This is a genomic window from Pseudomonas sp. MDV22-iso1 (genome assembly GCF_058145095.1).
This window is the reverse complement of the sequence record NZ_JBYVMF010000005.1, coordinates 160,670-179,088: the sequence shown is the minus strand read 5'-3', so window position 1 is coordinate 179,088 and position 18,419 is coordinate 160,670. Positions and strand designations below refer to the sequence as shown.

The following is an 18,419-nucleotide window of genomic DNA, read 5'->3' as shown; positions in this document are numbered from 1 at the left end:
CGACAGGGCTGCCTGATCTGTGTGATGAGGTGGTTATGCACGCGCAAACACAACTGCAACACAGTGCCGGCGGCAGCTTGCGCTTCAACGGGATCGGCAAGACCTTTCCGGGGGTGAAGGCGCTGGACGGCATCAGCTTCGTCGCCCATCCGGGACAGGTTCACGCCTTGATGGGTGAGAACGGTGCCGGCAAATCCACGCTGTTGAAAATTCTCGGTGGCGCATACACGCCAAGCAGCGGCGACCTGCAAATCGGCGATCAGACGCACGTCTTCAAGTCGACGGCTGACAGCATCGGCAGTGGCGTCGCGGTGATCCATCAGGAGCTGCACCTGGTGCCGGAAATGACAGTCGCGGAAAACCTGTTCCTAGGTCATCTGCCTGCAAGCTTCGGCCTGATCAATCGCTCGGCATTACGGCAACAGGCGCTGGCTTGTCTCAAGGGGCTGGCCGACGAAATCGATCCGCAAGAGAAAGTAGGGCGCCTGTCCCTCGGTCAGCGGCAACTGGTGGAAATCGCCAAGGCGTTGTCACGCGGCGCACATGTGATCGCGTTCGACGAGCCCACCAGCAGCCTGTCGGCACGAGAAATCGATCGCTTGATGGCGATCATCGGCCGCCTGCGGGACGAGGGAAAAGTGGTGCTGTACGTCTCCCATCGCATGGAAGAAGTCTTCCGCATCTGCAATGCCGTCACCGTGTTCAAGGATGGTCGCTACGTGCGCACCTTCGAGGACATGAGCGCGCTCAGCCACGACCAACTGGTGACGTGCATGGTCGGTCGCGATATTCAAGACATCTACGATTACCGCCCTCGGCAGCGCGGCGCCGTGGCGCTCAAAGTGCATGGCTTGCTCGGCCCTGGCTTGCGCGACCCCGTGAGTTTTGACGTGCACAAGGGCGAGATTCTCGGGCTGTTCGGTCTGGTCGGCGCCGGTCGTACGGAGTTGTTGCGCATGCTCAGCGGGCTCGAACGCAACACCGCCGGACGCCTGGAACTTCGCGGCCACGAACTGAACCTGCGCTCGCCCCGGGACGCCATCGCGGCAGGCATTTTGCTCTGCCCCGAAGACCGCAAGAAGGAAGGCATCATGCCGCTGTCCAGCGTCGCCGAGAACATCAATATCAGTGCTCGCGGCGCGCATTCCACGTTCGGTTGCCTGCTGCGAGGGTTGTGGGAAAAGGGCAACGCCGACAAACAGATCAAGGCCCTGAAAGTAAAAACCCCCGATGCGGCGCAGAAGATCATGTACCTGTCCGGAGGCAATCAGCAGAAGGCCATTCTCGGTCGCTGGTTGTCGATGCCGATGAAAGTACTGCTGCTTGACGAGCCCACACGCGGCATCGACATCGGCGCGAAAGCCGAGATCTACCAGATCATCCACAACCTGGCTGCCAGTGGCATCGCAGTGATCGTGGTGTCCAGCGACCTGATGGAAGTGATGGGGATTTCCGACCGCATTCTGGTGCTGTGTGAAGGCGCGATGCGCGGCGAACTCACCCGCGAACAGGCCAATGAATCCAACCTGCTGCAACTGGCTTTGCCACGCCACCGCGCTGACGGCGTGGCGAACTGAGAGGTGACTATGATGACAACCCAAAATAACGCTTTGCCTACCGAGCGCAAGCCTTTGGACCTGCGCCGGTTTCTCGATGACTGGGTCATGTTGCTCGCGGCCGTCGGGATCTTCGTGCTTTGCACACTGTTGATCGACAACTTCCTTTCACCGTTGAACATGCGCGGCCTCGGGCTGGCAATTTCGACGACCGGGATCGCGGCCTGCACCATGTTGTACTGCCTGGCGTCGGGGCATTTTGACTTGTCGGTGGGCTCGGTGATTGCCTGTGCCGGTGTCGTGGCGGCGGTGGTGATGCGCGACACCGACAGTGTATTTCTCGGGGTCAGCGCAGCGCTGCTGATGGGCCTGATAGTCGGGCTGATCAACGGCATCGTCATCGCCAAACTGCGGGTCAATGCGTTGATTACCACGCTGGCGACCATGCAGATTGTTCGCGGCCTGGCCTACATTTTCGCCAACGGCAAAGCGGTCGGCGTCTCCCAGGAGCAGTTCTTCGTGTTCGGCAACGGTCAGTTGTTTGGTGTGCCGGTCCCCATCCTGATCACCATCGTGTGCTTTCTGTTTTTCGGCTGGCTGCTCAACTACACCACCTACGGACGCAACACCATGGCCATCGGCGGTAACCAGGAAGCGGCGCTGCTGGCCGGGGTGAATGTCGATCGCACCAAGATCATCATCTTTGCCGTGCACGGCGTGATCGGTGCGTTGGCCGGGGTGATCCTGGCGTCGCGAATGACCTCCGGGCAACCCATGATCGGCCAGGGTTTCGAGCTGACGGTCATCTCGGCGTGCGTGCTGGGTGGCGTGTCGCTGAGCGGTGGGATTGGCATGATTAGGCATGTGATTGCCGGGGTCTTGATTTTGGCGATCATCGAGAATGCGATGAACCTGAAGAACATCGATACGTTTTATCAGTATGTGATTCGGGGTTCGATTTTGTTGTTGGCCGTTGTGATTGACCGGCTGAAACAACGCTAAAACTGATGTCTGTTTCTTCTTTAATTTCAGTAAAAAAGGAAGCGTCCTACATACAAACTATTTCATACGCGCCTTAATTCGCCGTGTTTGGATTCCGCCCAGAGCAGAAGCTCTCGGTGGAATCCCGGTCGTTTATGCCGTAGGAAATCTGTTAATGGAACTAACAAAAATATTTTCGCCACAGAACCGGCGTCTGATCAGGTTCACGTCGGCAAATAAGGGGGCGCAGGAACTGCTCCTTGAACAACTCTCCGGCACTGAAGGGTTGTCGACATTATTCAGTTTCGAGTTATCGCTGATCAGCCAGGATGCGCGACTGGAACTCAAATCGTTAATAGGGCAACCCGCGCTACTCGACGTCGAACTGGCCACCGGAGACGCCCGATACATTCATGGCTATATCAGTCGTTTCAGCCTGACGAACAGTGACGGGGGGCTTGCACACTATTCGGCCACATTGAGTCCCTGGTTGTGGATGCTGTCGCGCCGTTTCGACTCACGGATCTTTCAAGAACAAACGATTGAGGACGTCATTCGTACTGTGTTTGCACACTACGGTGCGTTGCCCTGTTTCGAGTTCCGTCTGGGTCAGCCGCTTAAATCCCGTAGTTACATCACGCAGTACCGCGAGAGCGATCTGGATTTCGTTTTGCGCCTGCTGGAGTGTGAAGGGTTGTTCTTTTACTTCGATCATACGAAGCAAGGGCATCAGCTGATCATCACCGATCACTCTCGTCATCTGGAACCGCTGGCGCAGCAACCGCAGATCCGCTATCACAGCGCCTCGGTCACGGAGACGGCCGACTCGATCACGCACTGGAGCAGCTACCGTTCTTTGCAGTCCGGCAGCATGGCGATCCAGACATTCGACTACCGGCAACCGCGCAATCCGCTGCCGGTCAGCATGCCCAGCCTCAATGATCAGGGTGAGGTCTCGCGTTACGAAATCTACGACGTTGCCGGTCATTACAGCCACGGTCTGCCCGAGGGCGGCGAGACGCTGGTTCGTCATCGGCTCGAAGCACTGGAAGTGCAGGGCAAGACGTTTCACGGCGCCAGCAACTGTCGCGCGATGTTGCCCGGCTACACCTTCGAATTGACCCAGCATTTCGATCACGACCGCGACCTGATCGACGATCGCCGTTTCCTGCTGATGAGGGTCGAGCACCACGCGCGTAACAACTACCTGTCGGATCAACCGGCAGGTTATCGAAACAGTTTTGTCTGCATCCGCCAAAAGATTCCCTATCGCCCCCCGATCACTACACCGCGCCCGTCGCTGGCGGGTTCGCTCACTGCCATTGTGGTGGGTCCCGAAGGCGAAGAGGTGTTTACGGATGCGCTGGCGCGGGTGCAAGTACGCTTCCACTGGCAGCGCGAGCAAGATCCCGCGGGCGCAACCACGTGGCTGAGGGTGGCCATGCCCAGTGCGGGGGCCGGTTTTGGTCATCAGTTTTTGCCGCGGGTGGGGCAGGAAGTGCTGGTGACTTTTCTGGGCGGTGACATCGACCGACCGCTTGTGACCTCGGTGCTCTACAACGCCGACCATTTGCCTCCGCGCTTCAGCAATGCCACGGGTTTGCCGGGTAACCGGGCGCTATCGGGCATCCAGACCCAGGAGCACAAAGGCAACGGCTTCAACGAACTGCTGTTCGACGACACGCCCGGTGCGCTGCGCGCCCGAATGGCCACGACCCATCACGCCACGGCGCTGAACCTTGGCAAACTCACCACGCCCCGAACCGATGGGCAAGCCCAGCCGAGAGGCAACGGTGCCGAACTGCGTACCGACGCTGCGATTGCCCTTCGAGCGGCCCAGGGCATGTTGTTGACCACCTATGCCCGTCACGGTGCGCAGGGTTCGCAGCTGGACCGCGATGAACTGCTCAAGCTGCTGGGCGAGTGCGGTGAACTGTTCCAGTCCCTCGGCCAGACCGCCGCGGCCCGAGGCAGTCAGCAGGTCGACACCCAAGGCATTGAAGCGCTGCGCCAGTCCCTGAATGAATGGCCTGATCCTGGCAGCAACAGTTCAGGAGCGCCGGTTGTCGCAGTGGCCGCCGAGGCGGGCATCGCCAGCGCGACACCGCGTTCACAAGTGCACTACGCCGGCGAAAACCACGACACCACGGCTCAGGACCACCTGCAATTAACCAGCGGAGCGGCGATGCGCTTGAACGCTGGCCAAGGGATTTGCGCTTTTGCGCAAGATCAAGGCATCAGCGCCATCGCCAATCGCGGCAAGGTGCTCGTGCAGGCCCAGGAGGATGACATCGCGCTCAACGCGCAAAAGTACCTGCATTTGTCAGCCGCTGAAGGTGAGGTGGTCATCACCGCGCCGACTATCCGCCTGGTGGCCGATGACGGCAGCTTCATCAAGATCGGTGGCGGCGTCGAGATCGGCACCCAGGACAAAGTCAGGGTGCATGCCAGCGACCACGACTGGGTGGGACCGAAAACCGACAGCGTTGCCATCCCGACCTTCAGCCGTGATCCATCGGCAAAACGCCTGGCTTTTCACTACCCCGGACACGTCAGCGACAGCCCTCGGATGGCGGCTGACCAGGCGTATCAGATTGAACTGGGGGATGGCAGCGTGGTGCAAGGTCTGACAAGCGCGACGGGACTGACGGAGCAAGTAACGCGAGAGGCGATGCATCGTGCGCTGGTAACGGCGACCCGTAAACCGGACCCGGCAGGAGGGGAACAATGACGGACTCAAGCGTGTACACGGTGGCACAGACGACCACACGATTAATTCCCAACTGCTCCGCTGACCACCTGTTGGAAGTACCTGGGGATCTGCCCGGCGTGGTGATTTTCTTGCATGGGGTCAATGATCCGGGGGCGTCGTATGAGTCGGTAGAGACGGGGCTGTGCCAAGGGGTGAATGAACGGCTGGATCGGCCTGATCTGAAGGCGGGGCGGTATGGGGCTGAATTCAGTGCGGCCAAAAACGCATCGCCTGAAAGTTGGCTTGGAACCGAAAAGGAGATACTCGATGACCCAGATACATACCTTTATCGCCGTGATGATGATGACCCCAAGATCCGCAGTCTGTTTATCCCATTTTATTGGGGCTACAGAGCCGAGCCCGGTGAAATCAAGCGCGACGTAAATGGTGATCCAGCAAGACTGCGGGATCAGTTCCAGGACATATTCAACAACCGGCTGGACCGTCACTTCGCAAAGGGCGGTGGGTTCTTTGCAAATGCCACGAACAATTTGCTGGATATGTATGAGGCGGGGTTCGCAGATAAGGTGCGCCATGTGGCTCAAGTGGCATTACCCAACTCCCTGTACATGGGTAAAAGTCCCCATCGACGTTATTTCGTCTTGGCCGCGACCCGGTTAGCAATGTTGGTTAGCGAAATTCGCCGCGTCTCACCGGATGAAACCATCACCATCATGGGCCACAGCCAGGGCACGCTGATCACCTTGCTCGCTCAAGCCATGCTGGTGGATCGGGGCGAACGCTGTGCGGACTGCGCAATTATGGTCGCCTCGCCCTATTCAGTAATGCCCGGGAAAACACCGAAAGATTCCAACACCCTTAAAGTGCTGATCGACCTCGTGCAACAAATCACCCAATCGCCCCATACGCAGCCGCCCCTGAGCGACGTAAGTTGTGGCGTGCCGGGCTATGGCGGACGCACCGGGCCAAGCTGGTCACCTGAACAGGGGCATCGTTTGGGGGCTGACGGCCAAACCGTGGTTTTCCCCGAGCGCGACAATCGCGGCAAGGTTTATCTGTACTTCTGCCCGGACGACACCACGGTGGCGCTGAGGGATGTGCACGGTATCGGTACTTACGGCGTACCGGACATGCTCCCTGATGGCCGGCCAGCCATGAACGCTTTGCAATCCTTGCGCTTCTATCAGCGTTTATGGACCAAGCGTGTGCGCGAAGGTGAACCCGTGCTGGTCGGCAAGGCTCCGCAACAGGATTTTATTAGAGCAAAAGGCGAAGCGCGTTATCCCGGTGGTTGGTCTGCCGCAGCAGTTGCCTCGCGAGCACCGATTCAGGACGGCCAGGAGCGCAACATCAACGCAGAGCAACTGCACCCGCCTCATGAGCCGCAGATGTTCGGTGGCGAAGCACTGACAGGCCCGACTCACAAGGCGGGCATGGATCGCCCTGATGCTGTGTCGCAAAACGCTGCACTGGGCAACCCAAGCGCAACCTTCAAATGGATATTCGTCCAAAACCTCTCCGATCGAATCGACGTGGAAGGCGTGCGCGACCGCTGGAACCATGGCAAAGAGCCGGACGATCAGACCCACGCCTTCCGCCGCACTGCTGTGTCCGGTATTGCATTGCTCGACACCAAGGACCACTACCGCTACGAACGTGAGGAAACGCCAAACGAAATTCGTGCGCGCATGGAAGTCGACCCTAAGGAGTGGAGTGACAACAGCTATCACTCGGCGGTGTTACGCAGCCCGGAAAACCATCGCTGGGTAACAGCGATGGATATCGCGATTGGGCAGGCGAAGTGTCTGGATGATCCGGTGATGCGCGAGGTGTTGGTGGCGATTGCGGATTGGAAGATGGATAAAAAAATATATTTCGAAGAAGTCGAAAAAATGAAGGGATGGTCGCGACTGACCGAGCAATCGCGGACCTTGGTGAAGGCCGGCTATCTGTATTATCAAGAGGGCCGGTTCCCTTCAAGCGATCTAGTCTCGTTAACCCCGCCAAATCTTATTTCACCCTTATCTAAAAAAGGAGCGGGTCAATGAGGGAGTGTGAACAAAGCAAATCACAGCGACCAAACCTCAAGGGCTATCTCTGGGGAGCAATGATACTCATAGCAATATGTATGTTCTTTTTATTGATCTTCATTTACTTGACACCAGCTGAAGATTTGAAGCCAAAGGAAATGGGTGCTTTTATGCGCTGGGGAATCGTGAGTGTTTTGATTGGCTTTGTGCTGGCCTACGGAGGGCATTGGTTTACCAAGCAAGTAGTGTATGAAAAGGAAAAACTTTCAGCCTACAGAATTAAAGTCTTCGCAGACTCAGCCGAGAAAAATGCGACGATTGAGCGCACTTATTCTCTGGAGATAAGGGGAGTGGGACTGGCTGTAGGTGGAGGCCACCAATCACTAATTTGGGAGCAAATCCAAAAAATAAAAAGTAATTTTACCTCCGTGTATTCGCGAAATTTTGAAGACTACAAACCCTCTGTTTCGTATCGCAGGATAGTAAGAGACATTAATACGAGGGTGGCATTCAGGCATTCAGCAAGTGACTCGGTAGCTTATTGGCCAATACCCGTTTTTGCTATCGCACCGCCCAAGCAACCTGAAGACACAGGTGCAGCGGCCAATATACTAAGCGGACGCAATGCCGCCACCTTGGGCGTGACGTTGTTTTTATGGCAGGACGCGGATAACACCACTCACGCCCAAAGAATGATTGAGCGCTTATTTATATTCTTCGACGACAATCCCATGGTGCCGCAAGCATTGATCGCGAGTGAGGATGGCGATGTCACACTAAGCGGTTATCGCGTTGCAGGTACACTAGGTTTGCAAAACATACAGGTTGTTCCAACGGTATTCGAGAGCATGACCGGCCTGCTGGTTACCCGTTCAGATCGCATAGACCGCTTTATACGTCCGTTTGCCACCAACGAATCCGAGGACAACCAAAACAAGAACTCCGACATGGGTAAGTTGTGGGCATTTTATTGGAAGCAGTCACCGTTGTTTGGAGATGTGTATGAAAATGCCAAACGCGCGGAGGGAATCAAGCACCCGAATGGCCCCGGCACCATGTCTTCCACTTACTGGCAATCGCAACTCCCCACCCTCTGGAAAACGCTGAGCAACCGAGGCCCCGGCCACTTCGAACCCTCTCCATGGCTCCCTGTACGCTGGGCCAACCATCAAGTCAAAGAGTTCGACAAAGCCCCTATCCTGGGCTATCTGCACCGCCCAATCAAAGTCCCAATGCAGGACGAAAACGGCAAACTGCTCAAGCCGGCACTTCAGGCAAAAGCCCTTCAAACCGGCTGGCAACTGGCGCTGGAAACCTTACCTGAGGGTGAAAAGCCGGTCCGCGTTTTTTACGACAGCACCGACAACACCCACGGCGAAATCGCCCTGACCCTCGCGCTGCACAGTCTCAACAACGACGGAACGGGGCTCGAAATCGGCAACGTCGAAGAGGGGTACGACATCGGCCGTCGCCTGGGTAACACCGGCGTCAGTAGCGCCCTGGTCGAGATCAACCTGGCTACCATTGCCAGTTACAAGGACGGCGGCGTCAGCGCGGTGGTCTATACGGGAGATGACGGCAGCGTCACGATACAAATGGTCCGCCCGCCGGACGAAGCGCGCAAACTAAAAAACCAGCAAACCCACGGCGTCGACCCCTTCACATTTCGCATGCCGGGGCGAACGCCATGACTCATCCCATCTGTCTAGGCGATTCCACCAGCAGCGGCGGCACGGTCGTGTTCTGCCAGTTTGAAAGTACTCATTGCATTAACGGCAAAACACCGGCGGTGGTGGGGGACAAGGCTACATGCCCACTGCATAAGGGCGAATTCGCTTTCATCGAAGGGCATTCGCACCGGCGTATGAAGGGCATACCTGTCGTATTGCAGGGGCATCTCCTGGCTTGTGGCTGTCATGGCGTGGCGAGTAATGCGCTGAACGTGAGAGTGACTTGAGCGGTAATCACGGCGTTTCGGCCCAACAAAATAAACGCGAATAATTTTGTTGTTTAGGCTGGCGTCATCGCGGGCAAGCCTTGCTCCCACAGGTTTCATGTCGGCCGCATAAATTGGCGTTCGACGCATGACCTGTGGGAGCAAGGCTTGCCCGCGATGGCGGCTGATCTGACCCATCCCGCCATCATGAAAAACTCCAACCTCCCGTCACCTCCCTGAAATACTCCTTGCTGATCCCGACCCGTTTCGGTTATCACTTTGTACATGATTAGACAGGTACGATTTGACAAGAAACAACGGGTGGTCGACGAACTCATTCGGCGGATCGAAAGTGGCCTCATGGAGGACGGCTTTCTGTTGCCGGGCGAGCATCAGTTGGCTCAGGAATTCAAGGTCAGCCGAGGGACGCTGCGCGAAGCCCTGGCCGAGCTGAAACGGCGCAACTACATCGCGACCCAAAGCGGTGTCGGCTCCATCGTCACATTCGACGGTGTAGTGCTCGATCAGCAGAGTGGCTGGGCGCAGGCATTGGCCGACAGCGGGGCGCTGGTCAATACCGAAGTGCTGCGGCTGGAGGCGGTGGACCGGCCTGATTTGTTGTCGCGTTTCGGCACTGAGAAGTTCATCACGCTTGACCGTCGCCGTCGCACCAACGATGGCACAGTGGTTTCTCTCGAACGCTCGTTGATGCCCGCCACCGGAGGCCTGGAAAGCCTGCCGCGGGTCGGCCTGATCGACAATTCCCTGACCATTACCCTGGCCGCCTATGGCTACATCGGTGACCGCGGTGATCAATGGATCGGCGCCGAACCCTTGAACGTCGAGGACGCCGAGTTGTTGGGTCGTCCGGTTGGCACCGTCTTTCTCAAGGCGCTACGCACCACGTACGACCGGCAAAATCGCTTGATGGAACAGGTCGAAAGCCTGCTCGATCCCGTGCACTTTCGCCTGCACCTGCAATTTGGAACTTCAAAATGACCACGCTCAATCGTGCCCTCGGCGCGTTTTATGGACTGGCCTTGGGCGATGCACTGGGCATGCCCACGCAATCCTTGAGCCGGTCTGAGATCAAGGCACGCTTCGGCCAGATCTCCGACCTGCAAGACGCTGGTCCGGATCAACCGATTGCGGCCAACATGCCTAAAGGGTCGATCACCGACGATACCGAGCAAGCGATCCTGGTCGGCCAGTTGATGATCGAGGGGCGGGGCACTATCGAGCCGTCGATGCTCGCTCAGCGGCTGATCGAGTGGGAAGCCGAGATGCAGGCCAAGGGCTCCCAGGATTTGCTCGGCCCTTCGACCAAGCGTGCCATCGAGATGATTCTTGCCGGCCATTCGCCGGAAGAGGCGGGGCGCTATGGCACCACAAACGGTGCGGCGATGCGCATTACCCCTGTCGGGATCGCGGCAAACGTTGCTGATCCTGAACGCTTCATCAACGCAGTGGTGCAGGCCTGTCAGGTCACCCACAACACCACACTGGGCATCTCCAGCGCGGCGGCAGTGGCGGCGGTGGTTTCCGCCGGGATCAACGGCATGGACCTGGGCGAAGCCTTGAACCTCGGCCAGCAGATGGCTCAGCAATCCGAAGGTCGTGGCCACTGGGTGGCGGGTGGGCGTATTGCTTCGCGTATCAGTTGGGCGCGGAGCATCAGCGTCGACAGCGACAAGGCCCTGCTGGCTGACCTGCTGTACGACGTCATCGGCACCTCCGTGGCTTCGCAGGAGTCGGTGGTCGTGTCGTTTGCCCTGGCCCAACAGGTGGCGATCGGCGAAATGAGCGCCTTTGAGTCGCTGTGCATGGCGGCCAGTCTGGGGGGCGACACCGACACCATCGCGGCTATCCTCGGCGCGATGCTGGGGGCCTGCCTGGGCCTTGAGAGCTGGCCGGTGGCGATGATCGATCAGGTCAAAGCCGTCAACGGGCTGGAGCTTGAGCCGTTGGTGCAGGGTCTGTTGGCTCTGCGAAGACAGGACTGACGCCATCGTCGGAGTGTCGCCCAGACCAAGCCCGCTCCCACAAGTACAGCGTGGAACCTAAGGTTTGCATCGTTCCTGTGGGAGCGGGCTTGGTCTGGGCGGCACTCCGAAGATAGGCGCGCCGTCTATTCGAATCATTCACCCGCAATGGATCGCGCAAACACGGCCCGGATGGCTGGATGTTATGTCGACTTCCGTCATTGCCGACAACCACAAAAATGGCAACAGGAGTATTTCACATGAGTTCATCAACCGCCGGGCAAAGCGCCGGCCAGCTGGAAACCCGGGGCATCGAACCGGTGCCGGAAGCGGAATGTAACGGTCATCCGCTGCAACTGTTCTGGGTCTGGTTCGCGGCCAACATTTCCATTCTCGGCCTGCCGCTGGGCGCCACGCTGGTGGCGTTTCGCGGCCTGGCGATCTGGCAGGCAATCATCGTCGCCATCCTCGGCGCTGCCGGCTCCTTTGCGGTGGTTGGCATCATTTCCATCGCCGGTCGGCGTGGCCGCGCACCGAGCCTGACACTGTCGAGGGCAATCTTCGGCGTGCGCGGCAACATCGGCCCGACGCTGGTCTCGCTGATGTCGCGCCTGGGATGGGAAACCGTCAACACCACCACCGCAGCGTTCGTCTTGCTGTCGCTGTGCTCGATCCTCTTCGGCTCGCCGGTGGAAGCCAAAAGCGCCCCCGTGCTGACCCTGATCTTCATTGCGATTTTCGTGCTGCTGACCTTGTCGGTCTCCGGCCTCGGTCACGCCACGCTGCTGGTGATCCAAAAGTGGGCCACCTACGTGTTCGGCGCGTTGAACATTGTGGTGGGCGGTTTTCTCTGCGCCACCATCGACTGGAGCGCAGTGTTCAACGCCACGCCGGCCCCGCTGAGCGCAATGATCATCGGCGTCGGCACCATGGCCGCCGGTACCGGGATCGGCTGGGCGAACGCGGGTGCGGACATGTCGCGCTATCAGCATCGCAGTGTCAAAGCCGTACGGCTGGTGGCTTCGGCCGCCTTCGGTGCGGGGATTCCGTTGGTGTTGCTGATCACCCTCGGCGGACTGCTGTCGGTGGGCAACAACGACCTGGCCTCGGCCACTGACCCGATCGTTGCGATCCGCGACATGTTGCCGACCTGGATGGCCGTGCCCTACCTGATCACTGCGTTCGGCGGTCTGCTGCTGTCGAACAACCTGTCGGTCTACTCTGCTGGCTTGACGACCCTGACCCTTGGCCTGAAGGTCAAACGGGTCTACGCCGTGGTCGTCGATATCGTCGCGATCTTCGCGGGTTCGATCTATTTCATGCTGATTGCCGACAGTTTCTACGGCCCGTTCATTACCTTCATTTCGCTGTTGGCGGTGCCGATCACTGCGTGGGTCGGGATCTTCGTAGTCGATCTGATTCACCGTCATTACTACAGCCCCAAGGACTTGCTGGACGTCAGCCCGAGCAGCGCCTATTGGTATGCCGGCGGCGTAGAGTGGCGCGCATTCGGCGCCTGGGCGCTGGCGATCGTGTTGGGCTTCAGCTTCACCACCATCGGCACCACCGAGCAAACGCTCTGGTTTCGCGGGTTCCTTTCCGACTCCTGGCTGGGACATAACGGTCTCGGCTGGATCGTGACGTTCCTGGTGGCGGGCGGAATCTACTGTGTATTGGGCGGTGCGAAAGATCGTCGCCCTGGTTTGGTCGAGAACGCTCATGCCTAGATTGCTGCATACCGGCCAGGTCATGATCGACCTGGTCATGTCCGTCGACGCGTTGCCTCTATCGGGTGGTGATGTACTGGCGCAGTCCGCCAGTTTCGAAGCAGGCGGTGGCTTCAACGTCATGGCGGCGGCCCAGCGCAATGGTTTGCCGGTGGTGTACCTCGGTCGTCATGGCATCGGTCGATTCGGCGATCTGGCGCGGGAGGCCATGAACGCCGAAGGCATTCGCATCGGCATTGCACACCCTGCCGAGCGCGACACCGGCCTGTGCGTCGCAGTGACCGAAGCGTCCGCCGAACGCAGTTTCATCTCTTATATCGGTGCCGAGGGCGAACTGACGGCCGAAGACCTGGCCAGTGTGCCGGCCGAGGCGGGGGACTATGTCTACGTCAGCGGCTACAGCCTGCTGCATGGCGGCAAGGCACAGGCGCTGGTGGATTGGGTGCTGGCGTTACCGAAAGGCATCAATGTGGTCTTCGATCCAGGGCCGCTGGTGGATTCGCCGGAGGCTCCGTTGATGCAGTCGTTGTTGCCGCGCATTGATCTATGGACCAGTAACAGCGTCGAAGCGCTGCGGTTCGCCGGAGTGTCGGAGATTGGCGAGGCGCTGACTTCGCTGGCCGACCATCTGCCACCCGATGTGCTGATGGTGGTGCGCGATGGTCCGCAAGGGTGCTGGGTCGAACAGCGTGGCGAGCGTCGGCATGTCCCGGGCTTCAAGGTCGAGGCGGTGGACAGTAACGGTGCTGGCGATGCCCATGCCGGGGTGTTTGTGGCGGGGTTGGCACAGGGATTGTCAGTGGATGACGCGGCGCGGCGCGCCAATGCTGCAGCCGCACTCGCAGTGACTCGATGGGGGCCGGCGACTTCACCTGGTGCCACTGAAGTGGATGCGTTAATCCGAGAGACTTTCGGCTGTTGATCTGGCCCTTCGCGGGCAAGTCGCTCCCACAGTGATTTGTGTTGAAAAGATCGCAGTGGCGGCAAACCCTGAATCAGCTGTAACCCGCTGCGGGCACCGACCCAGCCTGCGATCTTTTGATTTTCAGCGAATTAAACGTCCAGCTTTCGCGCCTCTTCCACGCCCGCAGCGCTGAGTTTGATCGGCAGGTGCAAAGAGTGTTCGCCGGCCTCGTTACAGGTCACATGCCCGTGGTGAATCAGGCCACGTTCCTGCAAGGCGGCGAGGGTACTGGCCACGACTTTTTCCCCTCGGTAATTGTCCAGGACCTCTTTGCCCAGCCCACTCGGGTGGGCGTGCAGCAGGCGGGTCAAGACTTCTTTTTCAAGGTTTTTATCGACGTTCATGCTTACCTCTTCATGGATGTGGATAGGTCGCTCGCGTCGGCGAACTATTGGCTGGCGCCCCCTTCGGAACCTGAACCTCCTGTGGTGGTTTTCGAACCGGTGCCAGTGTCTGCGTTGTCAGGTGTTTGAGTGTCCGGCATGTTCATTCCCCCTTGACGGCCCGCGTCGCTGCCCTGAGTCCGAGGGTCGGTGCCCGTGGAAGGCGGCAGACTGCTGTCCACGCCCGTGCCGTTGGTATTGATACCTGGGGCGCTTTGGATGGCGGGGGATTTTGGGCTTTCAACCGGGTTGGTCGGCCCCGTGCCGGTGGCGACGGTGGCGGCAAAAGCAGTAGAAGACAGCAGCGTAGCGAGTGTGAGGGCGGTCAATTTGGACATGATCATGGTGTCGTCTCCATTTGTTTAGAGTCCTTACCTGATATTGGTCCGCCCTCGATTTGGATTGGTGCCTGATGAACGACGAACGGTCTACGCGCGCTCCAGGGCTTGTGCGCTGACGAACCGGCGCCAGAGCAGGCGTCCCGCGGTGATCAGCCAGTTCAGCAAGGCCACACCCAGAACTGTGTATAAAAGTGTCGTCATCCCGTGTTCGACGATGATCTTCCCGGCGAGCAGGGGAAAACCAAACACGCCGATGAAGTACGACAGGCTGAACAGCAACAAAGCCTGCGAAGTGGTGCCGGCCGGTGCTTCGTTCGCTGCCAGACCGTTGATCACTGAATACGTCAGCCCATAGCCGATGCCGAGTATCGCCGCTGCCAGGAGGTAGCTGAAGGCGTCGTCGACGACAAAGCTGAACAGTCCGATCGAAATCAACGTCAGCGCTGATAACAGGCAGGACGCGATCAGCGGGTCGCGCTTGACCACGAAACCGGCGATCAACATTCGGCCGCTGATCGCCGCGCTCATGAACCCGAGGAAAAACAGCGAATAGTCCAGTGACCGCGCGGCTGCGTAGCTGGTTTGAAAGCTCGAAAGACCGCCGAAGATGCAACCGCCCAACCCGACCATGATGATCGGCAACACCGCGCTGGACGACAGCACTCGAGAAGTGGTGCGCCACGAGATACGCGCGGCGGGCGCTGAGGTAGCGTGAGCATTTTCGAGCTGTGCGCTCAGTCGCCAAAACATCAAGACCCCAATCAGACTCGCCAGCGCCGCGAGGTAAAAAGCAGTGGTCACGGGGTAACCCAGGGCACTGGCGGCACGACCCAACAACGGACCGCTGCCGATGCCGCTCAGCATGCTCCCCGACAACAGCGCAAAGTATTTGGCCCGTTGGGACGGTGTGACCAGGCTCGCCACGATGATCGGTCCCAGGGTGTAAAACACACCCCAGCCCAACCCCAGCAACAACCCGAAAAACAGCAACAGATTGCCAAACCCCGGCGTCAGCGCAAAGCCCAGGCTCGCAGCGACCAGCAGTACGCCGAACAGCGCAATCGAGCGGGCCGCGCCGAGCAGATCGGACAGGTGCCCGGAAACAATCACCGCCGCAAAGGTACTGAGCATTGCCGCCGAAATCACACTGCCGGCGTCATGCTCATTGCCACCGCGGGCACTGATCAGCAGCGACAGTAAAAAGGTCGAGCCGTAGGAGAGCGACAGCAGGTAACTGGCGACGCAGAACAGGCCGAATGACTTGCTGGAGACCGATGGTGTTGCCGTAGACATGTGGCTGTTCCTTGTACTTATAAACGCACTGCTCGACGTTCTACCACGCAAGGGGTTTGCGTTAGGTCCGAGGTTCACGATTTCAGCGTTAGTGCTGGCCGGAGTAACGCGATTCCCATGTGACGCGCGCGTCGAGCCGACTTAGTATGGCGTTTTCAACTTTTGACAAGGCACGTCCATGACGATCGAAATCCGCCCGGCGACCCCCAGCGATGCTCCGCAAATCCTCGCGTTCATCACTGAGCTGGCCGACTACGAACGTGCCCGGCACGAAGTCATTGCCAGCGTCGCCGACATCGAACGCAGCCTGTTCAGCGAAGGCGCCACCGCCCATGGCCTGATCTGTTTGCGTGAAGGTTCGCCGATCGGTTTCGCGGTGTTCTTCTTCAGCTATTCCACGTGGCTCGGCAGCAACTGCCTGTACCTCGAAGACCTCTACATCACCCCCGAACAGCGCGGTGGCGGGGCAGGCAAGACGTTGTTGCGCCACCTGGCAAAAATCGCCTGCGCCAATGACTGCGGACGTTTTGAGTGGAGTGTCCTGGACTGGAACAAACAGGCCATCGAGTTCTACAAATCCTTGGGCGCACAGCCACAGGAAGAGTGGGTCCGGTATCGGATGGACGGGGCGGTGTTGCGGGAGTTTGCTGGCGGTAATTAACACCGTCTAAATGATCGCACCGTTCGGCAGCACCTGCACCCCATGTAGGAGCTGACGAAGGCTGCGATCTTTTTTTACATCAATCCCTATATATGGGAGTGATATTTATATATTGAGATTTGTGCCCATCCAGGTTTATAGTCACCGCACTCACTGCCAATAAACAAAACAGGTGAAGCGATGCTGGCGCAATTGATCGCGCTCGATTGGGGGACGACCTCATTACGTGCTTACAAACTTGCCGAAGGTGGCGTGGTGCTCGAACAGCGTTCGCTGTCATCGGGGATCATGCAGTTGCCCAAAACCCCTCGAGTCATTGCCGGTCAGACATGCAACGACGGTTTTGAACTGGCGTTCGATGAGGCCTGCGGCGACTGGCTCGACGCGCAACCAGGGTTACCGGTGATTGCCTGTGGCATGGTCGGCAGCGCCCAGGGCTGGCGCGAAGCAGCCTACCGCGATACGCCGGCAAACGTCGCCACGCTCGGCACTTCCCTGCAAGTGATTCGCAGTCTTCGCGGCGTTGATGTGCACATCGTTCCGGGGGTGATTCAGCGTTCTCGTTTACCGAATGTGATGCGCGGCGAAGAAACCCAGGTCCTCGGTGTCCTGCAAAACCTGGTGGAAGGGACGAGCGGCGATCTGCTGATCGGCCTGCCTGGCAGTCATTCGAAATGGGTTGAAGTCACCGACGGCTGCATTGTGCATTTCGATACGTTCATGACTGGCGAAGTCTTCGCAGTACTCAGTGAACACAGCATTCTGGGGCGCACCCAGCAACGTGGTGCGTCTTTTGATGGCGAGGCGTTTGACCGTGGCGTGCAAGTGGCCCTGTCGACTGACGGCGAAATCGGGCCTTTGTCGACACTGTTCAGTGCCCGCAGCCTGGGCCTGACCGGTGAACTCAGCGCCACCGCACAACCGGATTACCTGTCCGGCCTGCTGATCGGCCATGAGTTGTCGGCGCTGGCAACCGTTCAGCGCCGCCGGCGTAACAGCGTTCACCTGCCGTCCATCATCCTCATCGGCAATTCCCAACTGTGTGCCCGCTACAGCCGGGCCCTCGATGCCTGCGGTTTCGCTCGCGTGACGCAGGCGGAGCAAGCCACCGAACGCGGTTTGTGGCAGCTGGCGCTGGCCGCCGGACTCGTGACGCAAAACCCATCCCGTTAAACCTGACTGGAGGTCTGACATGCTCAAGCAAGCACTGGCGCAAAACGGTCTGATCGCAATCCTGCGTGGCCTGCGCCCACAGGAAGCGGCCGCTATCGGCGAGGTCCTGTATGCCGCCGGATTTCGTGTCATTGAAGTGCCGCTCAATTCCCCCGAGCCGTACGAAAGTATCCGCATCCTTCGCAGTACCTTGCCCGCCGATTGCCTGATCGGTGCGGGCACGGTGCTGACGCCGGAACAGGTCGAACAGGTAAAAGCCGCGGGCGGCCAGGTGATCGTCATGCCTCACAGCGATGCCAAGGTCTTGCGTGCGGCCAAAGCGGCAGGGTTGTTCCTGTCGCCGGGTGTGGCGACGCCGACCGAGGCGTTCGCTGCGCTCGCCGAAGGTGCTGACGTATTGAAGATGTTCCCCGCCGAGCAAATGGGCCCGGCCGTGGTGAAAGCCTGGCTCGCCGTGCTGCCGGTTGGAACGATCCTGGCACCGGTCGGCGGCATCACGCCGGACAACATGCAGGTGTTCATCGACGCCGGCGTCAAAGGATTCGGCCTCGGTTCGGGGCTGTTCAAGCCGGGCATGACGCCCGAGGACGTGGCGCTGAACGCCAAGGCCTACGTGGCTGCCTGGAAAGCCCTTCGCTAAGACGGCATGGCGCTGCGAGCGCTGCATCTATAAGAGCTG

The 18,419-nt window shown here is 59.0% G+C and carries 16 protein-coding genes; 13 read left to right on the top strand and 3 right to left on the bottom strand.

The window, feature by feature from the left end; all coding sequences use genetic code 11:
* Positions 1 to 35: 35 nt before the first annotated feature.
* The 10 genes from araG to AC3ZVB_RS08605 all read left to right on the top strand — a co-directional run bounded on the left by araG (position 36) and on the right by AC3ZVB_RS08605 (position 13,847).
* On the top strand, positions 36 to 1,577 hold the full coding sequence (araG, locus tag AC3ZVB_RS08650; protein WP_490146306.1) for an L-arabinose ABC transporter ATP-binding protein AraG: 1,542 nt from the start codon (positions 36 to 38) through the stop codon (positions 1,575 to 1,577).
* Positions 1,578 to 1,589: 12 nt separating this feature from the next.
* Entirely contained in the window at positions 1,590 to 2,558 is a 969-nt protein-coding gene (gene araH / locus AC3ZVB_RS08645; RefSeq protein ID WP_162436413.1) for an L-arabinose ABC transporter permease AraH, read from the top strand.
* 148 nt (positions 2,559 to 2,706) lie between these two features.
* Positions 2,707 to 5,268, top strand: a complete 2,562-nt coding sequence (locus AC3ZVB_RS08640; RefSeq protein WP_490146356.1) for a type VI secretion system Vgr family protein — start codon at positions 2,707 to 2,709, stop codon at positions 5,266 to 5,268.
* The gene (locus tag AC3ZVB_RS08635; RefSeq protein WP_490146305.1) at positions 5,265 to 7,298 is read left to right on the top strand and encodes a T6SS effector phospholipase Tle3 domain-containing protein; all 2,034 of its coding nucleotides are present in this window, start codon (positions 5,265 to 5,267) and stop codon (positions 7,296 to 7,298) included. The genes AC3ZVB_RS08640 and AC3ZVB_RS08635 overlap by 4 nt, the downstream gene beginning before the upstream one ends.
* Entirely contained in the window at positions 7,295 to 8,971 is a 1,677-nt protein-coding gene (locus AC3ZVB_RS08630; RefSeq protein ID WP_490146304.1) for a type VI lipase adapter Tla3 domain-containing protein, read from the top strand. The genes AC3ZVB_RS08635 and AC3ZVB_RS08630 overlap by 4 nt, the downstream gene beginning before the upstream one ends.
* The gene (locus tag AC3ZVB_RS08625; RefSeq protein WP_162436410.1) at positions 8,968 to 9,237 is read left to right on the top strand and encodes a PAAR domain-containing protein; all 270 of its coding nucleotides are present in this window, start codon (positions 8,968 to 8,970) and stop codon (positions 9,235 to 9,237) included. Before AC3ZVB_RS08630 ends, AC3ZVB_RS08625 begins: the two co-directional genes overlap by 4 nt.
* A gap of 264 nt (positions 9,238 to 9,501) precedes the next feature.
* Complete coding sequence (locus tag AC3ZVB_RS08620) at positions 9,502 to 10,215, top strand: GntR family transcriptional regulator (protein WP_490146303.1); 714 nt, start codon at positions 9,502 to 9,504, stop codon at positions 10,213 to 10,215.
* Complete coding sequence (locus tag AC3ZVB_RS08615; RefSeq protein ID WP_490146302.1) at positions 10,212 to 11,219, top strand: ADP-ribosylglycohydrolase family protein; 1,008 nt, start codon at positions 10,212 to 10,214, stop codon at positions 11,217 to 11,219. Before AC3ZVB_RS08620 ends, AC3ZVB_RS08615 begins: the two co-directional genes overlap by 4 nt.
* 239 nt (positions 11,220 to 11,458) lie before the next feature.
* Entirely contained in the window at positions 11,459 to 12,925 is a 1,467-nt protein-coding gene (locus AC3ZVB_RS08610) for a purine-cytosine permease family protein (RefSeq protein WP_162436407.1), read from the top strand.
* Positions 12,918 to 13,847, top strand: coding sequence for a PfkB family carbohydrate kinase (locus AC3ZVB_RS08605; protein WP_490146301.1), 930 nt, complete (start codon positions 12,918 to 12,920; stop codon positions 13,845 to 13,847). The genes AC3ZVB_RS08610 and AC3ZVB_RS08605 overlap by 8 nt, the downstream gene beginning before the upstream one ends.
* A 131-nt stretch (positions 13,848 to 13,978) precedes the next feature.
* On the opposite strand, the gene AC3ZVB_RS08600 is transcribed toward AC3ZVB_RS08605, so the two are convergent.
* From AC3ZVB_RS08600 to AC3ZVB_RS08590, 3 genes are all read right to left on the bottom strand, one after another.
* Positions 13,979 to 14,233 carry a hypothetical protein gene (locus tag AC3ZVB_RS08600; RefSeq protein WP_162436405.1) on the bottom strand — a complete coding sequence of 85 codons (255 nt, stop codon included), beginning with the start codon at positions 14,231 to 14,233 and terminating at the stop codon, positions 13,979 to 13,981.
* A gap of 44 nt (positions 14,234 to 14,277) precedes the next feature.
* Positions 14,278 to 14,616, bottom strand: a complete 339-nt coding sequence (locus tag AC3ZVB_RS08595; RefSeq protein ID WP_162436404.1) for a hypothetical protein — start codon at positions 14,614 to 14,616, stop codon at positions 14,278 to 14,280.
* Between the two features lie 84 nt (positions 14,617 to 14,700).
* Complete coding sequence (locus tag AC3ZVB_RS08590) at positions 14,701 to 15,906, bottom strand: MFS transporter (protein WP_162436403.1); 1,206 nt, start codon at positions 15,904 to 15,906, stop codon at positions 14,701 to 14,703.
* Positions 15,907 to 16,084: 178 nt separating this feature from the next.
* Here AC3ZVB_RS08590 and AC3ZVB_RS08585 point away from each other — a divergent pair, with 178 nt between their 5' ends.
* The 3 genes from AC3ZVB_RS08585 (at position 16,085) to AC3ZVB_RS08575 (ending at position 18,380) form a co-directional block, all read left to right on the top strand.
* Positions 16,085 to 16,567, top strand: coding sequence for a GNAT family N-acetyltransferase (locus AC3ZVB_RS08585; RefSeq protein WP_162436402.1), 483 nt, complete (start codon positions 16,085 to 16,087; stop codon positions 16,565 to 16,567).
* A 180-nt stretch (positions 16,568 to 16,747) separates the two neighbouring features.
* Complete coding sequence (locus AC3ZVB_RS08580) at positions 16,748 to 17,740, top strand: 2-dehydro-3-deoxygalactonokinase (RefSeq protein WP_490146300.1); 993 nt, start codon at positions 16,748 to 16,750, stop codon at positions 17,738 to 17,740.
* Between the two features lie 19 nt (positions 17,741 to 17,759).
* Entirely contained in the window at positions 17,760 to 18,380 is a 621-nt protein-coding gene (locus AC3ZVB_RS08575; protein ID WP_162436400.1) for a 2-dehydro-3-deoxy-6-phosphogalactonate aldolase, read from the top strand.
* Positions 18,381 to 18,419: the final 39 nt, after the last annotated feature.